At 68.6% G+C, this 20,917-nt stretch carries 22 protein-coding genes; 13 read left to right on the forward strand and 9 right to left on the reverse strand.

What is annotated here, in order from left to right; translation table 11 throughout:
• Positions 1-38 precede the first annotated feature (38 nt).
• Positions 39-941: a helix-turn-helix transcriptional regulator gene (locus FKO37_RS15155; RefSeq protein ID WP_037817938.1), complete on the reverse strand. Its 903-nt coding sequence runs from the start codon at positions 939-941 to the stop codon at positions 39-41.
• Between the two features lie 157 nt (positions 942-1,098).
• The gene (locus FKO37_RS15160) at positions 1,099-1,329 is read right to left on the reverse strand and encodes a DUF397 domain-containing protein (RefSeq protein ID WP_009081852.1); all 231 of its coding nucleotides are present in this window, start codon (positions 1,327-1,329) and stop codon (positions 1,099-1,101) included.
• A gap of 938 nt (positions 1,330-2,267) precedes the next feature.
• Between FKO37_RS15160 and FKO37_RS15165 the strand changes: the two genes are divergently transcribed.
• Positions 2,268-2,666 (forward strand): hypothetical protein, encoded by a 399-nt coding sequence (locus tag FKO37_RS15165; RefSeq protein ID WP_134664774.1) that lies wholly within the window; start codon positions 2,268-2,270, stop codon positions 2,664-2,666.
• Here the strand turns inward: FKO37_RS15165 and FKO37_RS15170 are convergent.
• Positions 2,654-3,529, reverse strand: coding sequence for a helix-turn-helix domain-containing protein (locus FKO37_RS15170; RefSeq protein WP_238604733.1), 876 nt, complete (start codon positions 3,527-3,529; stop codon positions 2,654-2,656). The two genes, FKO37_RS15165 and FKO37_RS15170, sit on opposite strands and share 13 nt — an antisense overlap.
• 103 nt (positions 3,530-3,632) lie before the next feature.
• Here FKO37_RS15170 and FKO37_RS15175 point away from each other — a divergent pair, with 103 nt between their 5' ends.
• Both FKO37_RS15175 and FKO37_RS15180 read left to right on the forward strand, forming a co-directional pair.
• On the forward strand, positions 3,633-4,538 hold the full coding sequence (locus tag FKO37_RS15175) for an MBL fold metallo-hydrolase (protein WP_238604734.1): 906 nt from the start codon (positions 3,633-3,635) through the stop codon (positions 4,536-4,538).
• A gap of 10 nt (positions 4,539-4,548) precedes the next feature.
• Positions 4,549-5,853, forward strand: coding sequence for a carboxylesterase/lipase family protein (locus tag FKO37_RS15180; protein WP_238604735.1), 1,305 nt, complete (start codon positions 4,549-4,551; stop codon positions 5,851-5,853).
• 3 nt (positions 5,854-5,856) lie between these two features.
• On the opposite strand, the gene FKO37_RS15185 is transcribed toward FKO37_RS15180, so the two are convergent.
• Positions 5,857-6,639: a helix-turn-helix domain-containing protein gene (locus tag FKO37_RS15185; protein WP_238604736.1), complete on the reverse strand. Its 783-nt coding sequence runs from the start codon at positions 6,637-6,639 to the stop codon at positions 5,857-5,859.
• Here FKO37_RS15185 and FKO37_RS15190 point away from each other — a divergent pair.
• Complete coding sequence (locus FKO37_RS15190; RefSeq protein WP_238604737.1) at positions 6,596-7,378, forward strand: nuclear transport factor 2 family protein; 783 nt, start codon at positions 6,596-6,598, stop codon at positions 7,376-7,378. The two genes, FKO37_RS15185 and FKO37_RS15190, sit on opposite strands and share 44 nt — an antisense overlap.
• Before the next feature lie 75 nt (positions 7,379-7,453).
• Here FKO37_RS15190 and FKO37_RS15195 read toward each other — a convergent pair whose 3' ends face one another.
• A complete protein-coding gene (locus FKO37_RS15195) occupies positions 7,454-8,095 on the reverse strand; it encodes a hypothetical protein (RefSeq protein ID WP_308196529.1) in 642 nt (213 codons plus the stop codon).
• An 87-nt stretch (positions 8,096-8,182) separates the two neighbouring features.
• Here FKO37_RS15195 and FKO37_RS15200 point away from each other — a divergent pair, with 87 nt between their 5' ends.
• Together FKO37_RS15200 and FKO37_RS15205 are read left to right on the forward strand one after the other, a co-directional pair.
• Positions 8,183-9,388 (forward strand): MFS transporter, encoded by a 1,206-nt coding sequence (locus FKO37_RS15200; RefSeq protein ID WP_238604738.1) that lies wholly within the window; start codon positions 8,183-8,185, stop codon positions 9,386-9,388.
• Positions 9,389-9,447: 59 nt separating this feature from the next.
• Positions 9,448-10,221: a hypothetical protein gene (locus FKO37_RS15205; protein WP_134664764.1), complete on the forward strand. Its 774-nt coding sequence runs from the start codon at positions 9,448-9,450 to the stop codon at positions 10,219-10,221.
• Between the two features lie 6 nt (positions 10,222-10,227).
• On the opposite strand, the gene FKO37_RS15210 is transcribed toward FKO37_RS15205, so the two are convergent.
• Entirely contained in the window at positions 10,228-10,623 is a 396-nt protein-coding gene (locus FKO37_RS15210; RefSeq protein WP_205670028.1) for a PaaI family thioesterase, read from the reverse strand.
• Positions 10,624-10,654: 31 nt separating this feature from the next.
• Between FKO37_RS15210 and FKO37_RS15215 the strand changes: the two genes are divergently transcribed.
• Positions 10,655-11,236: a TetR/AcrR family transcriptional regulator gene (locus tag FKO37_RS15215; RefSeq protein WP_238604739.1), complete on the forward strand. Its 582-nt coding sequence runs from the start codon at positions 10,655-10,657 to the stop codon at positions 11,234-11,236.
• 4 nt (positions 11,237-11,240) lie between these two features.
• On the opposite strand, the gene FKO37_RS15220 is transcribed toward FKO37_RS15215, so the two are convergent.
• Positions 11,241-11,822, reverse strand: coding sequence for a TetR/AcrR family transcriptional regulator (locus FKO37_RS15220; RefSeq protein ID WP_238604740.1), 582 nt, complete (start codon positions 11,820-11,822; stop codon positions 11,241-11,243).
• Between the two features lie 583 nt (positions 11,823-12,405).
• Between FKO37_RS15220 and FKO37_RS15225 the strand changes: the two genes are divergently transcribed.
• From FKO37_RS15225 to FKO37_RS15240, 4 genes are all read left to right on the forward strand, one after another.
• Positions 12,406-12,753, forward strand: a complete 348-nt coding sequence (locus FKO37_RS15225; protein ID WP_051729447.1) for a lactococcin 972 family bacteriocin — start codon at positions 12,406-12,408, stop codon at positions 12,751-12,753.
• A gap of 113 nt (positions 12,754-12,866) precedes the next feature.
• Positions 12,867-13,823: a hypothetical protein gene (locus FKO37_RS15230; protein ID WP_238604741.1), complete on the forward strand. Its 957-nt coding sequence runs from the start codon at positions 12,867-12,869 to the stop codon at positions 13,821-13,823.
• Positions 13,820-15,127 carry a hypothetical protein gene (locus tag FKO37_RS15235; protein ID WP_238604742.1) on the forward strand — a complete coding sequence of 436 codons (1,308 nt, stop codon included), beginning with the start codon at positions 13,820-13,822 and terminating at the stop codon, positions 15,125-15,127. Before FKO37_RS15230 ends, FKO37_RS15235 begins: the two co-directional genes overlap by 4 nt.
• A 3-nt stretch (positions 15,128-15,130) precedes the next feature.
• Entirely contained in the window at positions 15,131-15,796 is a 666-nt protein-coding gene (locus FKO37_RS15240) for an ABC transporter ATP-binding protein (protein ID WP_238604743.1), read from the forward strand.
• Here FKO37_RS15240 and FKO37_RS15245 read toward each other — a convergent pair.
• Positions 15,776-16,768 carry a GlxA family transcriptional regulator gene (locus FKO37_RS15245; RefSeq protein WP_238604744.1) on the reverse strand — a complete coding sequence of 331 codons (993 nt, stop codon included), beginning with the start codon at positions 16,766-16,768 and terminating at the stop codon, positions 15,776-15,778. The genes FKO37_RS15240 and FKO37_RS15245 overlap by 21 nt on opposite strands.
• A gap of 122 nt (positions 16,769-16,890) precedes the next feature.
• Here FKO37_RS15245 and FKO37_RS15250 point away from each other — a divergent pair, with 122 nt between their 5' ends.
• Together FKO37_RS15250 and FKO37_RS15255 are read left to right on the forward strand one after the other, a co-directional pair.
• Positions 16,891-17,535, forward strand: a complete 645-nt coding sequence (locus FKO37_RS15250) for a DJ-1/PfpI family protein (RefSeq protein WP_238604745.1) — start codon at positions 16,891-16,893, stop codon at positions 17,533-17,535.
• Positions 17,532-17,981 carry a hypothetical protein gene (locus FKO37_RS15255; RefSeq protein WP_134728738.1) on the forward strand — a complete coding sequence of 150 codons (450 nt, stop codon included), beginning with the start codon at positions 17,532-17,534 and terminating at the stop codon, positions 17,979-17,981. Before FKO37_RS15250 ends, FKO37_RS15255 begins: the two co-directional genes overlap by 4 nt.
• A 237-nt stretch (positions 17,982-18,218) precedes the next feature.
• Here FKO37_RS15255 and FKO37_RS15260 read toward each other — a convergent pair whose 3' ends face one another.
• The gene (locus FKO37_RS15260; RefSeq protein WP_238604746.1) at positions 18,219-20,879 is read right to left on the reverse strand and encodes an AAA family ATPase; all 2,661 of its coding nucleotides are present in this window, start codon (positions 20,877-20,879) and stop codon (positions 18,219-18,221) included.
• Between the last annotated feature and the right edge of the window lie 38 nt (positions 20,880-20,917).

Below are 20,917 nucleotides of genomic sequence, written 5' to 3' on the forward strand. Positions count from 1 at the left end.
CCAGTCACCAGTTTCTCCTCGTGGTCGACGGCGCGGGATCAGCGTAGCGTCTCTCCGGCCCGGCGGGGAGAGGGCGGACGGACGCTGAGCAGATCCGCCTCGGCTTCTTCGAGCAGAATTGCCGATTCCTCCGCCGAAAGGGCGACACTCGAAAGGGATTCCCACGATTGCAGATCGGTGTCGTACGTTTCGGTGTCGTTGAGGAAAGACTGGACGCCGTTCGACGTTTCGGCGAAAGAACGGTCGAGCTTGCTGTTGACGAACTGCAAAATGGTGAAATCGGGGCCGACGTGCAACGGGCCTTTGTCGAACGGCACGAACCGGATGGTCGCCCAGGGGCGGGTGCGGGCGAGGGCGAGCAGATGCCGGACCTGGCCGAGCGCGACGTACGGATTGTCCGTGCGCGCCCGGGTCAGCCGGTGGACCGCGCTTTCGCTGAGGAGGAACTTGTACGTCCGGTCCGGGTGGTCGTCGAGGAGCTTGGCCCGCAGTTTGCGCTCGTGCACGGCGTCGGTGACGTCCGTGCGGCCGTAGGCCTGGAACTGCTCCATCATGTAGTCCTCGGTCTGCAGCATCCCGCTGATGCGCTCGCCGGTCCACTTCAGGATGATCGCGGCCTCCTGCTCGGCCTCGAACACCGGATGGAACCAGGCCGGGCTGGCCGCGAGGCGCCGCGCGTTCCACACCCGGTCGGCGCGGGCGGCCAGGTTGTAGTGCCGCATCCGCTCGGCCTCGGCGGAATCGATCTCGAGGACGTCGATCCATTTGTCGAGCAAATGCGGATGGATCCGCGTCTTGCCGCGCTCCATCTTGCTGATGTTCGGCTGCGTGTAGCCGAGGGCGTCGCCGAGTTCGCCCTGGGTCAGCCCGCGTTCGACGCGGGCGGCGACGAGAATTTTGCCCAGTTCGACAAGCTGGGCCTCGACGGAAAGCCGGCTCACGAGGCGCGAGCCGTCCGATCGGGGGAGAAAACCACACCTTTTCCGGGCACGAAATCATGATAGTCCCTCGCATTACCGACGGCCAGGACGGACGGGTTCGCCCGGTTGTCCGGAGGCGGCGCCGAATGGGGGACCGGGGCGGGCGATCTGTGCGCGATCAGCGGTCGAACTGCCCCTCGCGCAGCGCGCCGGCGAATGCGGCCCATTCCCGATTGTCGAAGACGAGGGCGGGAGAACGGCCGATCTTGGAATCCCGCACCGCGACGACGTCGGGATCGCTGAGATTGATCTCGACGCAGTCGCCGCCGTTGCCGCCGCACGCCGACGGCCGCTGCCAGGCCGCGTCGTCGAGCGAAGAACTCACGGTGTTCGGATCGTAGGAACTCATGGTTTCGTCCTTGTCAAGCCGATGACCTTCTTCGGAATATTCAAACCTCAGGATCGAGGAGGGAATAGGGCGAAGCAAGGCGCGGACTTGCACCGTGCCGAAATGGCCCGATAAGTTCACCTGTTTGGCGTCGGGACAGTTTTCTCGCGGTGATCGCGGTGATGGCGGTGTCCTTTTCCTGGCCGGGATCTGTCCAATGCCGCGGTGTTAGCGGCCGGTCGGGAGCTTTCCGGCGGGTCGTCGCCGGGGCCCCGGAAGCCGGGTGGGCAAGGCATGTCAGAATATTCTGCCTAGGCGGGGCAGGTATGCATATTCCAGTCGGCAGATGCCGTGCGGTCTGCGATAAACGGAGAACGCCGCGGTGGGTTGGCTGAAGGCCAATATTCTTCGCCGGTCTGGCTTTTTCGGGAAAATCACTGGTCAGAGCTCCCTGTGGCATCCGGTGGCGATGCGGTCTCAGCTCTCGGTGATCGTTCTCGTCGAGCACACGTTACCACTCTTGTGAGTGATGAAAAATTGTTCTCGCTGCGCTAGGAATCGCCGCCGTCTTCCGGCTCGACGAGGGTTTCGCTCGCTGCCGGGGGCTTCGCGTGCAGTGCTGAGCCGTGCCTGTTAACGCAGGTCGGAGCCGGTGGGGACGGCTGCGAGCCGGAGTTCGGCCGGGGAGTTCGTTGTCGCCGAAGTTACCGGCGCCGTCCGGCAGAACCGGCGGACGATATTGCGCACGGTAGTTCGTCGTGTCTCTTTGCCGTTAACCGACAGTTGGATGCCGCTGGGCGAGACGACCGTCAGTGGGTATCGAGTTCTGTGTGCACTCGTGGTCAAGATGAGAAGTATCGAACCGGGCCGCGCGCCCGGAGAGATGGATGTGGCCCCCTGCGGGAACAGGGGGCCACGGAGTTGTCTGAAACCAGCTTCTAGGCAAAGGAACAGACGCGATGACTGTACCGCCGGAGAACACCGATCCGCTAGACGACGACCACGCCGGAAGGGTGGAACGCGTCGAATTCGGGGCCGCCGTCGCCCCGGCCCGTGGCGGGAAACGGATCGCCACCCGCGACGAGATGCTCGCCGCCGCCACGAAAGTCTTCGCCCGCCGCGGCCCGGGGCGGCACCGCAAGCCGGTCGCCAGGGGCCGCTGGGTGTGCGCGGCGTCGGAAACGCTGTCGTGGCTGGCGCCGGTGTTGTGGGGGTGCCTGCAACTGTCCTTCGCCGCGAGCGTGATCAGCGCGGTGGCGCTGCTGATCAGCCCGGTGGTCGGGGTCGCGGTCGCCGGGCTGGTGCTGATCTGCAGCGTCGTCCTGTTCAACCCGGCCCGGCCGAGTCATCGCCGGTAGGTGTCGTATTCGGCCGTTTTCGGAAGGCTCGCCGGGGCGCTGACCTGCCGAAGCAACGTCAACGCCTCCTCCGAGGCCGACCCCTGCGGAGCGGTGCACACGATCAGCACCTGCTCCGGTGACCGCGCCACCGACAGCGTCTGCTGGGTCACCGTCACCCGGCCGACCACCGGGTGCCGCAGTTCGTACGAATCGGCGTCACAGGGTCCGACCCGGTGGTCCTGCCACAGCGAGACGAACTCCGGGCTCTTCATCGTCAGCTCGCCGATCAGTTCGGCCAGCAGCGGGTCGTCCGGGTGTTTCCCGACGGTGATGCGCAGGTTGCCGACCACCGCGCGGGCCTTGCGTTTCCAATCCGCGTACAGCTCGCGGCAGTGCGGGTCCAGGAACAGCATCCGGCTCAGGTTGGGGCGTTGGCCTAGGTCCAAGTGCCCGGCCAGCAAAGCGTGCCCGAGCGGGTTCCACGCCAGGACGTCCGTCCGGCGGCCGAGCACCAGCGCCGGGACGCCGTCGAGCGCGCGGAGAAGGTCGCGCGTTTCGTCGGCCAGCTTCTCCGGGCGGGGACGGCGCGGCTGGGGCGTGCGGCGGGCCGCGTCGGCGAGGCGGTCCAGGTGGGCTCGCTCGTGGGTGTCGAGCTGCAGGGCGCGCCCGATCGCGTCGAGCACCTCGGCGGACGCGCCGCGCGAGAGGCCCTGCTCCAGCCGCGTGTAGTACGAGACGCTGACGCCGGCCAGGTGCGCCAGCTCTTCCCGGCGCAGTCCGGCGACCCGGCGGCGGGGTCCGACGTCCTGCAGGCCGACGTCGGAGGGGCGCAGCCGGGCGCGTCGTGCGTGCAGGAAGTCTCCGAGCGGGCCAGCGGTCATGGGTTCCACTATCCGCCGCGGTGAGATATCACTGCCACCCCCTGCGCGGGGTAGGAAAACGCGGGAGTGGTCCGGGCGCACCGGTCCGCGCAGGCTCGGTCGCATGGACGAGATCATGCTGGGCGACGTCACGGTCACCCGCGTCAAAGAGTTCTCCGGGTCGGTCGAGATGACCCCGGACCAGTTCTTCCCGGACAGTCCGGCGGGCTCGTGGGACGAGCATCGCGGCTGGCTGGCCCCCGATTTCTGGGATCCGGAGACCGGCGAATGCCAGTCGGCGATCCAGTCGTGGCTGCTGCGCAGCGAGGGCCGCACGATCCTCGTCGACACCGGCGTCGGCAACCACAAGGACCGGCCGTACGCGCAGGTGTGGAACCGCCTCGACACCAGCTACCTCGATCACCTCGCCGCTGCCGGTGTGTCGCCCGAGGACGTCGATGTCGTGATCAACACCCACCTGCATATCGACCACGTCGGCTGGAACACCCGGCTCGACGGCCGCGCCTGGGTGCCGACGTTCCCGAACGCCACGTACCTGATGCCATTGAGGGACTTCGAGTTCTGGGATCCGGCCAACGAAAACGAGACCGTCCTCGGGCGCGGGAACCAGAACGTCTTCGAGGACAGCGTCGCCCCGGTGCGGCGGGCGGGGCAGGTCCAGTTGTGGGACGGGACGCACCGGATCGACCGGAATCTGCGGCTCGACCTCGCACCCGGGCACACGCCCGGCTCCTCCGTGCTGACGCTGGACTCCGGCGGCGACCGGGCGCTGTTCGTCGGCGATCTGGTGCACACCCCGCTGCAGATCGCGGAGCCGGAGACCAACTCCTGCTTCTGCGAGGACCCGGCGGAGGCGCGGGCGACCCGGCGCACCCTGCTCGGCCGGGCCGCGGACGACAACGCGCTGCTGTTCCCGGCGCACTTTCCCGGTTCCGGTGCGGCGGATGTCGAGCGGGACGGGTCGAAGTTCGCGATCAAGAAGTGGGCCGGGTTCTCCCGGATCTCCTGAAGGGATTCTCGTGTCTCAGCAAGAACATCCGGTCGTCGAGACCGCGGCGGGCGCGGTGCGCGGCCTTCGCGACGCGGCGGGCGAGCTCTACCGGTCCATTCCCTACGCCGCAGCCCCGATCGGGCCGGGCCGGTTCGCTTCGCCGGAACCGCATCCGGGCTGGTCCGGAGTCCGCGACGGTACTCAGCCGTCGCCGACCGCTCCGCAGCCCACGCGCGACTTCGGCCGCCTTGACATGACCCCATACTTCGGCCCGGGCTGGGTTCCCGGCGAGGAATATCTGACGCTCGACGTGCGTACCCCAGCGGCGGACGCTGGTAACCGTCCAGTCATGGTCTTCGTGCACGGCGGCGGGTTTGTCACCGGTTCGACCCGCGCCGCACTCTACGACGGCAGCGCTTTCGCCCGCGACGGGATCGTCCTCGTGACGGTCAACTACCGGCTCGGCATCCCCGGTTTCCTTGCGCTGGAAGGAGCTCCGGACAATCGCGGGCTGCTCGACGTCATCGCCGCACTCCGGTGGGTGCGCGACTCGATCGCCGCGTTCGGCGGGGATCCGGGGAACGTCACGGTCTTCGGGCAATCGGCGGGGGCGACGCTCACTTGCGCGCTGCTCGCTACCCCGGAGGCGGTCGGACTGTTCCGGCGCGCGATTGTCCAAAGTGGAAGCGGCACGGGTGCGTTCACTCCGGAGCAGGCGCAACGGGTTACCACGGCTGCGGCTGCCGCATTGGGCGTCGAACCGACCGCGGCGGCGTTCGGGGAGATTCCCGACGAACGGTTCCTGGAGATGTTGCCCGCGCTCGCCGGGCTGGACCTGCACACCGCGACCGCTGCGGATCCGCTCGCCGGGCTCAGCCCGTTCAGCCTGGTTCTGCCGGTGCAGCCCGCCGACAGCCTGGTCGGCGATGTCGATCTGCTGATCGGCACGAACACCGAGGAGGGACGGCTTTACCTGGTGCCGCAAGGAAAGCCGGACGCCACCGCCGACCAGCTGGGCGAGTTGCTGTTCGGGGCTGGCACCGCTCGGATGGCACAGGCGCACGCTGAGACCTCAACCGGCGGCCGCACGTATGTCTACTCGTTCGGCTACCGTTCCACAGCGCTGGATGGACGGCTCGGCGCGGCGCATACCGTCGAGCTGCCGTTTGTCTTCGATCTCGCGGATGAACCGTGGCTGCACGGCGATACCGGTTTGCTGGGCCCATCCGCTGCTCCGGCTGGTTTGGCGGCGGAGGTGCACGCGGCGTGGGTCGCGTTCGCGCGGACCGGGGAGCCGGGCTGGGCGGAGGGTGAACTGCGTCGGTTCGGCTGATTCTCACCGAGTCATGGCGGTCTGGCGTCGGAGTTCGGTTTGGTAGCTGCCTGGTGTCTGGCCGACGATGGCGGAGAAGGTCTCGATGAAGCTGGTCGGGTTGGCCCATCCGCAGCGCAACGCGGTGTAGGTCACCGAACGGCCCTGTCCGAGGTACACCAGCGCGTGCTGGATCCGCAGCTGTGCGCGCCACTGCGAGAAGCTCATCCCGAGTTCCGTGCGGAACAGCCGGCTGAGTGTCCGCTCGCTGGCCCCGACCGCCCGGCCGAGTTCGCCGAGCGTGGCGGTTTCGGCCGGGTTCCCGCGCAGGCGATCGGTGACCGCGCGGAGCCGGTCGTCGGCGGGTTCGGGCAGGTAGACCGCCTGCTCCGGGAGTGCGGTCAGCTCGTCGACCAGCACTCGGAGCAGCCGGTCGCCGACGTCCGGCCGCAGGGGCGCGCCGCCGGTCAGCTTCAGGACCGCGGCGCGCAGCAGCGCCGAGACGGTGAAGACGGTCGGCGTGGCGGGGAGTGCGGAACACAGTTCGGCGGGCACTTCGAGAATGCTGATCTCGGTCTCGCCGTACGCGCGGTGGCCGTGCTCGAAGGAGGGCGGCGTCCACGAGATGCGATCCGCGGGCGCGACCCACGTGCCCCGCTCGGTGGTGGTGGCCAGCAGCCCGCTCGCCGCGTACAGCAGCTGCCCCTGCGCGTGCTGATGCGCGGCGACCCCTTCCCCGTGGGCCAGCGACCAGCGGCCCTGGATGGGATCGTCGCCCGACCAGCAGAAGTGGCGGCGTTTCGGCATCGGCTCCCAGGATACCGCCGAACGGCCTGCCGGTGATCTTGGCGGGATCCCGGTATCGGCTGTCCGACGGGCGGTGGCGGCGGGTTTCTCGCCGGGTGAAGCTGGTGAGGCAGGGGTGTGGATTCCGTTCGAGATCAGGAGAATCGCTATGCCGGAAGAAGTGCCCGCCGCCGACCGGCAGGCGATCGCCGACTTGACGACCGGCTGGATCCATCGCGACCGGGAGGACTGGGACGCACTGGCGAAGCTCTTCCACGACGACGCGACCCTGACGATCCTGTGGTTTTCCGGACCGGCCAAGGATTTTGTCGAGGGATCACGGCGGATGAGCGGCGGGCCGTTGCGCAGCAAGCACTTCATCGGCACTCCGGTCATCGAGGCCGTCGGCGACCGTGCCTTCGTGGAGACCAATGCGATGCTCGTCGCCGATCACCTCGAGCTGGGAATCGGCGTGACTGTCCACAACAGATTTCTCGACCGGATCGACCGGCGGGACGGCGTCTGGCGCATCGCGCGCCGGGATTCCGTCTACGACATGGGCGGCTTTACCTATCCCTATGGGCTCCGGCCTACTGACGATCTTGATCCGCTTCGGCATCCGCGCGAGTACGCCGCGTTGGCGTATCTGCTGGAGCACAGTGGACATCAGGTGACCGATACCTGCGCGACTCGATTCAGCAAGCGGGAACAGGAAATCATTGAAGAAGGCCGCACCTGGTTGCGGAGAGTCCGTGCATGACTGGCAGCCGGACCGCGCTCGCCCGCATCGGCGAGCGCGAGGCTCGACGTGTGCGGCGGCGTCGGCCGGTAGCGGTCACGAGTCCGCGGGGCTGATCTCCAACGGGGCGGCCGACCCGCCGTCGAGTTGCTGCCGCCGGGTGACCGCGTGGTCGAGCTGCCGCGCCAGATGCGGGACGTTCGCCGAGGTCAGGTAGGTCTCCGCGCCGGCGTCGAGCAGCCGCCGGACCGGTCCGTGGTAGCTGACGCCCAGTTCCGGGTCGTCGACCTCGGCGAGGACGACCCGCGCCTTCGGGAACTGCGCCCGCAGCCCGCCGATCAGCTGCGGGCTCACCGGCGGCACGAGCAGCACGTCGGCGGTCGCCGGTGCCGAGTGCAGGTCCAGCACGAGGTAGTCGGAGCCGAGTTCGGCGGACAGCGACATCCGGGCCGAGGCCGACAGCTTCATCGCGGTGGCGACCACTGTCACGTCGTCGTATTCCGTCCGCGGCGGTTCGGGCCGGACACTGGCGCTGGAGACCGTCGCGACTGGGTTGCCGTCCCTGGTGAGGACTAGGTTTTCGCCCGGTCTGAGCGACTCGATGAGGTCTGCGACGTCCTCGGGCAGACGGCCGACGTCGATCTGCCGCGCCCGCTCGCCGGTCATGATCGGACCGGTCGGCTCGGCAACTTTCCGGAGCGCGGCGACCGCGGTGGTGTCGTCATGGAACTCGATCATCCCACAAACCGCGATGCCGTGTCCGGTCCTTCGGGTGATGGCGGATTTTCGCCAGCGTTCGCGTGCGGTCCTTTCTACGCTCGGCCCGTGCATTCGGAGAACATTCGCGGTCCTGTCGTCTGGTTCATTTCACTCGCCGCCGCGCTGGGCACCGCGGCCGTCTACCCGCTGCAGCCCGCGATCGCCGAGGTCGGCGGAGCGCTCGGCACGTCCCTCGGTTCGGTCGGCGTCGCGCTCGCCTGCGGACCGGTCGGCTACCTGTGCGGACTCGCGCTGCTGGTGCCGCTCGTCGACCAGTTTCCGCCGCGCTATGTCCTGTCGGCGCAGTTCGGCGCGCTTGCCGTCGCGTTGGGACTGAACGCGATCGTCGGCCAGGTGTGGCTGCTCGGCCTGGTGCTCGGCGTGCTCGGCGCGTGCTCGTCGGTAGGGGCCGGGCTGAGTTCGGTGACCGCCCGCCTGGCGAGCCCGGACCGGCGCTCTACCGCGCTGGGAATCGTCACCGCCGGAATCTCAGCGGGCATTCTCGCGGGCCGCATCATCGGCGGCTGGCTGTCCGACCTGATCGGCTGGCGCGCGATGCTGGGCGTTTTCGCCGCCGGATGCGTGGTGGTCGCGGTGGCGGTGCTGCTCGTGCTGCCTTCGGTGACCGGTACGAACAATCGCGGCTACCTTGCCACGTTGCGCTCGATTCCGGGACTATACCGGCGATATCCGGTGCTTCGGCTCGCGGCGGTACGGGGAACGCTCTGGTTCTTCGCGTTCTGTGCGGTGTGGTCCGGGATCGCGGTTGCCCTGTCGAAGCCGCCCTTTTCGTACTCCGCCGAGCGGATTGGGCTGTACGCTTTCGCTGGCATATTAGGAATTCTCGCTACCCGAATCGCGGGAGCGTGGACCGATCGCGTGGGCGCGCGCCGGGTGATCCTTTGTGGACTGAGTCTCGCCGGAGCGGCCAGTGCGGTGCTCGCTCTCGCGTTGCCGAGCACTGTTTCGACGCTACTGTGCTTGGCGCTGTTTGACGCGGGGCTTTTCGCGGCGCAGGTGGCGAATCAGAGCACTGTGCTGGCGATTGAGCCAAGTGCGCCCGCGCGGTTCAACAGTGCTTACATGGTGGTGTATTTCGCTGGGGGAAGCCTCGGCACGGCGTTCGGCGCGACTGCGGCGGAGCGGCTCGGCTGGCCGTTGACCGCGTTGGTTACCGCTGCGGTGATCGTGGCCGCGGGTGCCATCACGCTGCTCGCTCAGGGCGCGGAACATCCGGCGGCGGGCGTGGAATCGGTCGCGGCGCGGAACTAGGAACGCGCGCGGCACGTCGGAGAGCCGTATCCGCAGCGCCCTTCGAGAGGACCCTATCGGTGAACGACGACTGGCCGGAGCAGGCCGACGGCTGGGAACTCGCCCGGCACGACCGGGTCGAGGCCTACCGCAAACGCCTCGCCAACAACGTCACGGTCACCGCGACCTGGGACGACAGTGTCGGCACCGGCCGGGTGGAGGCTTACGTCGAACCCGCCGGGATCGGGCGGACGTTGAGCCGGAGTCGCAAGGATTTCCGCGACAAGGAAGCGTTCTGGACCGCCGCGCACTCCGTCCTCGAAATGGCCGCGAACCTGCCGTCGCTGGGCCAAGGACAGGAAAGCCCGGCTGAGCTGGTGCTGTTCGGAGACGTCGCGGGGACCGTCGAGGCCGAACCGGGCAGTGCCGGGATCCCTGAGGCAGAGCTGACGTTCACGCTGACCGACGGCCGCAGCGTCGCCCTGCGCCTGTCCGACGAGCAGGCGTTCGACCTGTGCCGGCGCATCGATCGGCTTGACGACCACGTGTGGTCAGCGGAACGAGAGGAATCGGCGGACTCCTTCGCGGAAACCGATGCTGAAGTCCCGGATGCGCGCGGGATCCAGTCGAGCCCGGACACCGGCCACGACGTGGTCGCGCTCCTGGGCACGCAGTTCGGGGTCGGCGAGGACCATCTCCTGGCGCACGTCGACTGGTCGGCGGTGATCGTGGTCGGCGAACCCGCAGTCAGCTCGCTGATCGCGCGGGGTGACGAACTGGCCGCGGCGGTCGGTCCGCGTTGGCAGCCCGCCGTCGTCGACCGGCCGGGGGAGCGGTGGGTCGTGCTGAGCTGATGTCTTTCAGCTTGGGCGCAGGTATGTCAGCGTGTGGTGGGAGACCTGCCGTCCGGCGTCGTCGGTGACCGTCGCGGTGCCGTAGATCGTGCGGCGGCCGGTTCGGGTCAGGGACGACTCGCAGGTCAGGTCGGACCGCGCGGCGCCGAGGAACGCGGTGGTCATGTTCACCGTGACGGCCGGTTCCTCGGGACCGAGCGCGGAGAGGATCGCGATCCAGCAGGTGACGTCGGCGAGCGTCATGGCGCAGCCGCCCTGCAGAACGTTGCCGGGGCGGAAAAACTCCGGACGGGCGGGCAAGGAAAGCGTCGCGGCGCCCGGTTCGACCGCCTTCACCACCAAACCCCACCACGGCCCGAACGGGCTGCTGTCGATAATCTCCTGAGCCCGCACCGTGTCCACGCTCAGAAACATAACATGATTAGGTAGATGGATGCGGCGAACGAACGAGGAACGGTCCCGGACCACCCGCCACGACCTGGTCGAGGCCGCGCGGCTGCGCTTCGCCGAGCAGGGCTACGCGGGCACTTCGCTGGCCCAGATCGCCGCCGCGGCCGGGATCACCACCGGTGCGGTCTACCACCACTGGGAGAACAAGCAGGAGCTGTTCCACGCCGTGGTCGAGCAGGTGCACGCCGATCTGCACCGGGTGCTGCGGTCCCGCTCCGGTGGCACGGCGACGCCGTCCGACCGGCTCAAGACGTCCGGCTCGCTCTTCCTGCGCCGGTGCGCGGACCCGGCGGTCGGGCGGATCCTGCTGGTCGACGGCCCGTCCGTGCTGGGCCAGGAACGGTGGCGAAACCTGGACGAACAGTGGTGGCGGGAGCCGACTGTCGCGTTGCTGCGCGAGGCGGGCGGTTCTGGCGGCGGTCTCGAAGAGCTCGCTGTCGCGTTGCTCGGATCGCTTACCGCGTTGGGGCAAGAGATCGCGCACGATCCGCGTCCGGTGCGGATTCGGCGGTGTCAGCAGGTGTATCGGACGCTAGTGGACGCGGTGTCAGGTCAGGTGAACTGAGATATTACGAAGCAGCAAGAAGAATCGCTGCCTGCACCGCTTCCTCGGTGCGCACCGCATCACCACGTCGCAGCGCGTCCTCGGCTAGTTTTTCCAGTCCTCCCAACAAGATCAGCGCTCGGTTCCGCGACAGCGGAGCGCCGCCGGACGCGCGGAATTCGTTGCCTGCCGAGATGGCGCGGGCGACGTCGATGTACGCGTCGTGGTTCAGGTCCGGAGCGTCCAGCAGCGGTACGTCGTGGAGGTAGCTCAGCATGAGCGCGGGCCGGGCCTCGACGACGCCGATCCACGCCGTGACGAGCTGACGGAGTTGCGTCTGCCAGGGCGCGGTGCGGTCGACCGCCGCGGCTACCTGCGCGGATCCGGTCGCGGCGGCTTCCTTGAGCAGGGCGGCCAGGCAGGCTTCCTTGGAATCGAAGTGCTCGTAGAAGCCGCGGCGGGAGGTGTGCGCGCGGCCGACGAGGTCGCCGATCGTGATCTTCGGGAAGCGTTTTTCCGCGAGCAGCGACTCCAGCGCGCCGGTGAAGCGGCTCCGGTAGGCGCCGGGGCGTTCGACGGGCGGATGCGGCTCTGCAGCGCGTGACACCGCGCGGGTCCTTCCTGTCCGCGGTTGTCCCGCGATTCTACCAGTCCGGCACCGGCCGGTATTCCGAAACGGGAGCGCGATATCCGAGGAATAGCAAGGGAGGAAAACGCGCGGCGGCATTCGGCGGCGCTGGCTGGTCCGGGTGGCAGTAACGCCGGCGACGCTCCGGGAGCGGTTACGCCATCTCAGTGACATGACGGGAAGACGTTTGGCCGATTGCGGGTACGTTCGGTAGTGTTTTGTTCCAGCGTCAGATTGGGGAGTCGAGCGCTAGGGGGATCCAGGTGTTTTCACCGTTTTTCTTCACGCCGCGCGCTAGACGCGGCACTCTGTGACGAAATAGCTGTTACCGCAGGTCAGCGGGTCTAGTGACGGGTGCGTGCGCGCCTGTTCTGATCGACCGCGCCTGCTCGCCGGAATGCTCCGGCGCATACGTCCCGCCGGCGTTGGGGGCCGGCGGGGACGACGCGGCTGTTCTCGTCCCGGCATTACCGTGCCGAGGACAAAACCTGAATGTTTTTCGTTCAGGCTGGGGGAACATCCGCTCAGGGGAAATCAGGAAAAGAATGGGGAAATCATGACAATGGGGTCTGCGTCTCTGAAGATCGCCAGGGTGGCTTCGGTCGCTTCGCTCGCGGTCGTCATGTCCGCGGGGATCGTTTCGGCCGCGAACGCGTCGCCGTCCCGGGTGGCTGTCCCGGCGAGCTGCGGCAGCGCCGGCGGCGGCACCTGGTGCCACGGTTCCGGCAGCGACGGCATCTGGAAGGGCTGCTTCTCGAATTACAACCACCCGAGGAACTACCACAGCTCGACGGCGGCCATCGGCGGCGCCAACGACAAGCGGTACGCGTCGGCGGGTTCCTGGTCCAACGCGCACACCAGGGCGGGATGGGCCTACACCTGCTACACGTACTACAACCCCAACGCGTGATCGTGGCCTGACGCTCCGGGCATGATCACCACGGCGCGGTGCCGGGCCAACGGGGTCCCGGCACCGCACCTCCACCGCAGCAAGCACGCAGCAGCGACGAGAGCGAGCTTTCCGTGCGACTGATCCTCTCTCTTCTTTTCGCGGGAATACTGTTCGCTGTTCCGGCGGTCGTCCTGATGGACGTGGTTCTCGAACAGGAAGCACACAGCGAGACCGCGGCGGACCGGATCGGGGTGCCGTTCGTCTGGCCGGAACGCCCGCAGACCGCCGATCCGGACACGACGCTGCGCATTCTCGCCGAAGCGGCGGAGAAGACCGGTGCCACGGTTGTGCGCACCACCGTGAGCACTCAAGCGGACCGCAAGCACATCACGCATTACGTCTTGCTCGGCGGCGATCGGACGGCGCTGTTCGGCGAATTCGCTCTCGCACAAGGACGTTGGCTGAGCCCAGCGGAATCGCGGAGCGGTTCGGCGACCGTCTCAACGTCCGGCAAGGCGGGAAACGTCGGGGTGCCAGCGGTTTTCGCGGACCGATACGAGCTGACGTTCGCGCCGTTGCGCCAGGCGTTCGATTCCTTGCCTAGTTCCGGCCAGTACGTGGTGGACGCTGGGCCCGCCACAGACCGTTTTCTCGGACTCGTCCGCGAGCGGTTGGCGGAAGCGGGCGTCCCGGACGCCGAGCTGACTCCGTCGCAGCGCGGAGCGCAGCCGACGACGGAAACCGGACCAGGGTTGCGAATCCTGGCGTATCTGCTGGCCGGAGTGTCCACTGTGGTCATTGCGTTCCGGTTGCTGCGCGAGGGAAAGCGGATCGGCGTGCTTCGCCTGGTCGGGCATCCGACGGCACGGATCTGGTACGAGGTCGTCGGGAGAACGCAGATCGGCGCCACTCTCGCGAGCCTGGGTGCGTGCGCGGCAGTCGTGCTCGTCTCGCCCAGCGTGGACTCGTCGTTCCTGTTCGCGGTGGCGCCGGTGACGGCCGCCGGGTTCGCGGCGACGCTGGGCATCGGGCTGCTCGTCGTCACCCGGGTGCGCATTTCGGATCTCGTCAAAGGAAGTCTGCAGTGAATCACAGGACTCGACACCGCTCGCCCTTCGGTTTGGCGATCGCCGCACCGGCCGTGGTCAAGGCGGTCTGCGGCGCGATCCTCGCGGTGCTGGCCGTGGTGGTCTGGCAGCAGTTCTCCGAACTGGCCAAGCAGCAGGATTTGCTGGCACCGTGGGAGAAAGTCCAGGGCTACGCGGTCTTCTACCCGCGCATGATCGGAAACGACCAGCAGGAAATGGAAACCGGGGGCAACGCGTCGTCGGTCGCGGAAGCCCGCGACCTCTATCCGGTGCTCGACCGGGCAGGCGCGCTCTTCGTCGACGCCGCCAACTACGAGCCGGGCACACCGCCGGATCCGACGTCCCGCTGGCCGGTGCCGCCGATCCGGGTCAACACGCATTACCTCGAGCAGTACCCGATTCTGGACGCCGCGCGGAAGCCGATCACGGTCGCCGCCGACGATCCGGAGTGGGTCGTGGCCGTTCCCGAGCAGTTCAAGCCGCGGGAAGCGCAGATCCGCCAGCTCCTTCAGGAAACCCGCACCGGCGGTCCGGGAATCACCGGGGCGACGCAAGCGGAACAACGCATCACCGGCGACCAGCCGCGGTTCACGAGCCAGCGCGTCCGGATCGTCTGGACCGCTTCCGGGCAAGGCGTGTTCAGCTACGATCCGCAGGTCAATCCCGGGCACGGGAACCTGATCACCGACCCGATCGTCGAGATCATGACCCCGGCGAACAGCCTCACTGTCGACCGGCTCAACGCGATCACCGGCGGTCTGGACACCGGGCTCAAGGTCCGCGTCGGCGACGATCCGGCCGGCACGCTCGCCGCGCTCGGCCCGAAGCTGAAGCAGCTCAAACTCGACGACAACCTCCAGCATCTCGTCACCGTGCACCAGGCCATGGCCGCGCAGCTCGACCAGGTGCGCGGCGGGATCACGCAGATCGCGGTGTTCGCGGGTGCGGCGCTGTTCGTCCTGGTCGCCCTGACCGCGGTGATCGTGCTCATCGGTTCCGACCGGCTGCGCCGCCGGCTCACCGTGCGCAGACTCCACGGCATCGGCTTCGCCCGGTCGTACCGGGAACTGCTGATCGCCCTCGGCACCACGTGGCTGGGCCAGACCGTGCTGGCTGGGATCGGACTGGCGGTGCTGGCGATGAACACGCTGTCTCCGGCGGATACCACGGCAGGCCCGCTGGACCGGTTACCGGAGCTGGCTGCCATATCAGTGCTCTCGCTGGCGATCGAGGCGATGTTCGTGGTCGTGACCGCTCGCATCCTGGAGCGCCGCAACACAGTCAACCGCTTGAAGGAGCTGTGACCCATGGAATTCTCGTGCGAACTCCGCGGAGTCCGGAAACAGTACGCTGCTCACCTGGACGATTTCGCCCTCCGCGTCAGGCCAGGCGAGTTCATCGCGCTGACCGGCGCGAGCGGGGCTGGGAAGTCGACCGTCCTGAACCTGCTCGGCCTGCTGGAATCGCCGGACGGCGGCGAGGTCCGCCTGTTCGGCGAACGCGCGCCCCGGCCCCGCTCGCGGGCGGCGAATCTGCTGCGCCGCAACCGGTTGGGCTATCTGTTCCAGAACTTCGCGCTCATCGACAACGAGACGGTCGAGCACAATCTGGAGGTCGCGCTCACCTACGCCCAGCGTGGGACGCCGAAGCCGGACCGGATCAAGGAGGCGCTCGCGCAGGTCGGGCTGCGCCGGTCGGAACACCGGAAGATCCACTCGCTGTCCGGGGGCGAACAGCAACGCGTCGCCGTGGCGCGGCTGCTGCTGAAACCGTGCGACCTCGTCCTGGCCGACGAACCGACCGGCTCGCTCGACGCCAAGAACCGGGATCGGGTCCTGGACCTTCTGCAGAAGCTCAACGAGGCGGGCAAGACGATCGTCGTGGCGACGCACGACGAAGCGGTGGCCGAGCGGTGTTCGCGCGTGGTGGATCTGTCTGCCCGCGAGGCGGAATCAGTCGCCATCGGGCACTGACGCCGCAGGAGTCTTCGCGGGTCCGGCATCCGGTCCCGGCCGGAATACCTTCCGGTACGCGCCGGGCGTCACCCCGATCGCCTGGCCGAACTGGGAACGGAAATTGCTCGTCGTGGGGAATCCGGTCTGCGCGGCGATCCGGTCGACGGTGTGGTCGGTGGTTTCGAGCAGTTCCTGAGCGTGGCGGATGCGCACTCCGGCCACCCATTGCATGGGGCTTTGGCCGGTTTCGTCCTTGAACCGCCTGGTGAGCGTGCGCACGCTCATCCCGGCCGCGTCCGCGAGATCCGCGAGCGCGAGGTCCCGGTACGCGTTTTCCTCGATCCACGGCAGGACCTGGTCGAGCGTGGTCGGGCGGCTGGGCGCGCGGTTGCGGACGATGTATTGCGCCTGTCCGCCGGGCCGGTGCAACGGCGCGACAGCGAGCCGGGCGGCGTCGGCGGCGACCGCGGTTCCGTAATCGTTCTGGACGATGTGCAGGCACAGATCAATTCCGGCTACCGCACCCGCGGAAGTGAGGATTTTCCCGTTGTCCGTGTACAGCACGTCGGGGTTCACCTGGACTGCCGGGTACTTCCGCTTGAATTGGTCGGCGGCGAGCCAATGCGTGGTCGCGTCCAGGCCGTCGAGCAATCCTGCTTCGGCGAGGGTGAACGCTCCGACGCAGATCGACGCGATTCGGGTGCCTCGATCCGCGGCGGCCCGCAACGCGTCGAGGACGGCTGGCGAGGTCGGTGCCAGCGGGTTCTCCCGTCCGGGCACCACGATGAGGTCGGCCCGCTGGAGGGCGTCCAGGCCCTCGCTGACCGCCAGCCGCAACGGACCCGCCGCGATGTCGCGCTCCGGACCGGCGACGAGCGTCCGGTACCCAGGGCGGCCGTCCGGGAGCCGGACGCGTCCGAAGGTCTCGATCGGGGTGGCCAGATCGAAGGGGATCGCGTCCGGGAGAGCAAGCACCGCGATGGTGTACATCCCTGGATCGTAAGGCATCTCCCGTCTGGCCAGATACCGGCGGAAGATGTCCAGATAGCCATTGTGGAGATCATCGCGGAGGGCTTTCGATGGACGAAAGCGTCCATCGAAAGGAACCACCCATGCTGCGGGCCCAGTTCGTGCTCTTCGACGGGTTCGACCCGCTCGACGTCGTCGCTCCGTTCGAAGTGCTGTCGGCGAGCGGCAAACTCGCCGTCGAACTCGTGAGCGCGGACGGCCCTGGCGTCGTGCGCTCCGGCGTCACCGGGCTCACCCTCACCGCGACCGCCGCGTTCGACCCCGACGCGTCCGGCTACGTCCTCGTCCCCGGTGCCGCCGGCCCGGTGGACGAAGATCCCGACCCGAACGTCGAGACCATCCCCGTCCTGCTGTCGCGCTTCGCTTCGGGGGACGCGAAGCCGTTGCTGCGCCGCGCGTTCGCCAACCCGGACAGCACGGTCGTGACCATCTGCGGAGGTTCGCTCGCGCTGGCGATGGCGGGTTTGCTCGAAGGCCGCACCGCGACGACGCATGTGCTCGGCGTCGACCGGCTCGCGTCCATCGGAGTGAACGCCGTCCGCGCCCGCGTGGTCGACGACGGCGACCTCATCAGCGGCGGTGGCGTCACTTCCGGTCTCGACGCGGCGCTCTACGTGCTGGAGCGAGATTTCGGTTCGCACACCGCGCATACCGTCGAGCAGCTTTTCGAATACGAACGCCGCGGCACCACCTGGGTCAGCACGAGCGGTGCCGGTGAAGTCGCGTGAGCGCTTTCCTGCTGTCGATCCACGTCCTGGCGGCCATTCTCGCCATCGGCCCGGTCGCCGTCGCCGCGAGCATGTTCCCAAGCGCAGCGCGGCTCGCCGCTGATGACCCGAAGAAAGCCGCGACCCTGCAGGTTCTGCATCGGACAACCCGCGTCTACGCGGCGATCGGGGTGCTGGTCCCGGTCTTCGGCCTCGCGACCGGTGCGCGGATGGGAGTGCTCGGGGATACCTGGCTGATTATCTCGCTGCTTCTGACAGTCGCCGCCGCCGGGATTTTGGTCGCGCTTATCCTGCCCGGGCAGAAACGTGTTGTCGACGCGCTCGGTGCTGATCAGCCGGTAACCGTTCGCCTGGGAATGACGACCGGAATTTTCAACCTGCTCTGGGCGGCGGTCGTCGTTTTGATGATCTACCGTCCCGGCTCAACGACAGGGGTGGGATTGTGAGCCCGAGGCGGATTCTGGAAATCATCGGCGCGGTAGAATTGGTGACGCTTGTGCTGATGCTGGGAAACATAGTGACAGTGCACCAGCCGGAAGTCTCGCAGGTACTGGGTCCAGTGCACGGATTGGCTTACACAGCAACGGTGATCGCTGCAGTGCTGGTGATGGGCGGCCGTCATCGGGTGTGGCTGCTGGCTTTGGTGCCGGGAATCGGTGGGCTTTTGGCGTCTCGGGCGGCGCCTAGTCCCGAAGATCAGGCATGTCCCTGAGCTGTCTCCGCGATGTAATCCCGAGCTTGCGAAAGATGTTCCGCAGATGCGCATCCACCGTCCGAGGGCTGAGGAACAGCCGCGTAGCCACCTCCTTCGACGTGGCTCCCGCGGCGACCTCACGCGCGATGTGCATCTCCTGCATGGTCAAGCGGTCGTAGGTATGCGAGGAACGGTTGCGCGCCACCTCCCCGGTCGCGCGCAACTCATCGGCAGCCCGTCGGGCGAACGCCTCCAACCCGATTTTCGACAGTTGCTCATGCGCCGCACGCAGTTGCTCGCGCGCATCTCGACGGCGTCCCGCGCGGCGCAGCCATTCCCCGTATCGCAGGTGCGCCCGCGCGACCTGCACGGAAAGCGGGCTGTCTGTGAGATATGACAGCGCCGCGACGTACTCGTCCTCCGCGTCGTTGACCGTCGCCCGTGCGCTTGCCGCGATGCCGAGGGCGAAGTTGGTGCCCGCGGGTTCGGTGCGCTCGACCAACGCGTCCAAGGCGGACCGGGCGACGGCGTCCTCCCCGCATCGCACGGCGGCTTCGATTTGCTCGGGCAGCGCGATGCCGGTGAGGAAGAGGTCGCCGCTCGCGATCGCGTGTGTCGCGGCCTCAAGAGCAGCCGGGTACTCGCCGAGGCCGTTGTGCAGTACGGCCATCGCCCAGTGCGCGTTCGCGGTCAGCTGGCCGGTACGTCGGCTCGTGGCCTCGGCGAACAGGTCGAGGACCTCCTGCCGGCGGCCGCGCATCGCCGCCAGGTGCATTCGCGGGTAGAGCTGTGGCGGATCGCCGAGCGCGTCGGCGATGGCTTCTTCCTCGGCGATCGCGGCCATCGCCTGTCCGAAGTTCCCGGTGAACACCGCGTAGAGGGCGGCCTGCGACAGGCCGAGCCGGACGGTCATCGGCGATCCGGTCGACTCTCCGGTCCGCGCCAGCCAGTCGACGATCGTCCGGTGCAGGTCGAGATCCCACAGTTCGCCCGCGAGCACGGTGGCCAGTGCGGGCGTGCGGGTCCAGCCCTCGTCGTCGCCGGTGAGAGCCTGCCGGATCGCGGGCACCCCGGCGCGGTGGCCTTCGGTCGTCAGGCGCACGAGTGCGGTGAGAAGGTCCGGCGGCCCGGCCGGGGGAGCGGCGGCGAGCACCTGGTCCAGCACTCCGGCGGGCCTTCCGACGACGAGGCCCATCTCCAGCGCGGCCACCAGGAATTCGCGGGACCGTTCGGGATCGCTCCCGGCGAGCTGCTGCGCGGCCCGCAGGATGATCTCCGGACCGCGAACTGCCCCGTCCGGGCCCTGGACGAAGGCGATCTGCCCGCGCAGCAGATCGACGGAGGCGCGCTGGGGGAGAGCCAACGTCGAGGTGTCGATGCTGGTCAGAAGGTCGGCAGCGGCGTCGGTCCGGCCTGCCGCGAGCGTTGCCCGCGCGGCGGCGAGCGTGCGTTCGACCTGCTTGCCGTGGTCGAGCGAGAGCGCGGCGGCCCGTTCGAGGAACGCCGCGGCGGCCGCTACGCCACCGCGGGCCTGCGCGCGCGACGCGGACACCTCCAGCTCAGCCGCGACCTCCTCGTCCGGCCCGGCGGTCGCCTGCGCGCGGTGCCACGCGCGGCGGTCGCCAGCGGTGTCCGGGTCGGTCGAGTCGGCTAGCGCCTGGTGCGCGGCTCGCCGTTGTTTTGGCTCAGCCGCGCGGTAAGCGGCCGAGCGCGCCAGCGGATGGCAGAACCGTGCGCGGGTGTCGAACTGGATCAGCCCGGACGCCTCAGCCGCGGCGCTCGCGGCGGGCACGTCGAGGTCCAGCTGCCGGGCGGCCGCCCACAGCAGGCCCGGGTCGCCGGTGGGATCGGCGCTGGCGAGGACCAGCAGCTCGCGCGCGTCCGGGGGCAGGTCCGCCATCCGGGAGAGGAAACTCCGCTCGATCCGGCTCGCGATCGGCGACGGCGTCGGCAGCGCGAACCCGCCCGCTTTCGGCAGTTCGATCAGGGCCAGCGGGTTGCCGCGGGCCTCGGCGAGCAGGCGATCGCGCACCCGCTCGTCCAGGGTCACGGTCTTCTCCCCGGCCAGCAGTTCGCGGGCGTGCGCGTCGCTGAGCCCGCCGACGGTCAGCCCGGGCAGCTCGTCGAGCGCGGGGACCGGCTCCTGGTCGCGGGCGGCGAAAACCATCGCGATCGGCTCCGCCGAGATGCGCCTGGCCAGGAACGTCAACGCGCGCGCCGAGGCGGGGTCCAGCCAGTGCGCGTCGTCGATCACGCACAGCAACGGACGTTCCGCCGCGGCCGTGGCCAGCAGTTCGAGGGCGGCGATCCCGGCGCGGAACGGGTCCGGCGTGCCCTGGGCCAGGCCGAACGCGGTGAGGAGAGACTCGCGGTAAGGCGTCGAGAGGCTGTCGAGGTGGGCCAGCACCGGAACGCACAGCTGGTGCAGCGCCGCGAACGGCATCTCTCCCTCGAACTCCGACCCGGACGCGCGGATGCGCTGAAACCCTTCCGCTGCGTGCTCGACGTAGCCCAGCAGCGCGCTCTTGCCGATGCCCGCCTCGCCGCGCAGCACGAGCACCCCGCCCTCGCCCCGCTCCGCCGCGCCGACCAGCGCGAGAAGGCGGTCGATCTCGTCGTGCCGGCCGATGAGGGAGGGCGTCGTGGGCATAGGCGAAACCTTAGGGGTAGGCGAAGTAGGCGATTGTC

This window comes from Amycolatopsis sp. Poz14, from assembly GCF_006704225.1.
GTDB classification, from domain to species: Bacteria; Actinomycetota; Actinomycetes; order Mycobacteriales; family Pseudonocardiaceae; genus Amycolatopsis; species Amycolatopsis nivea.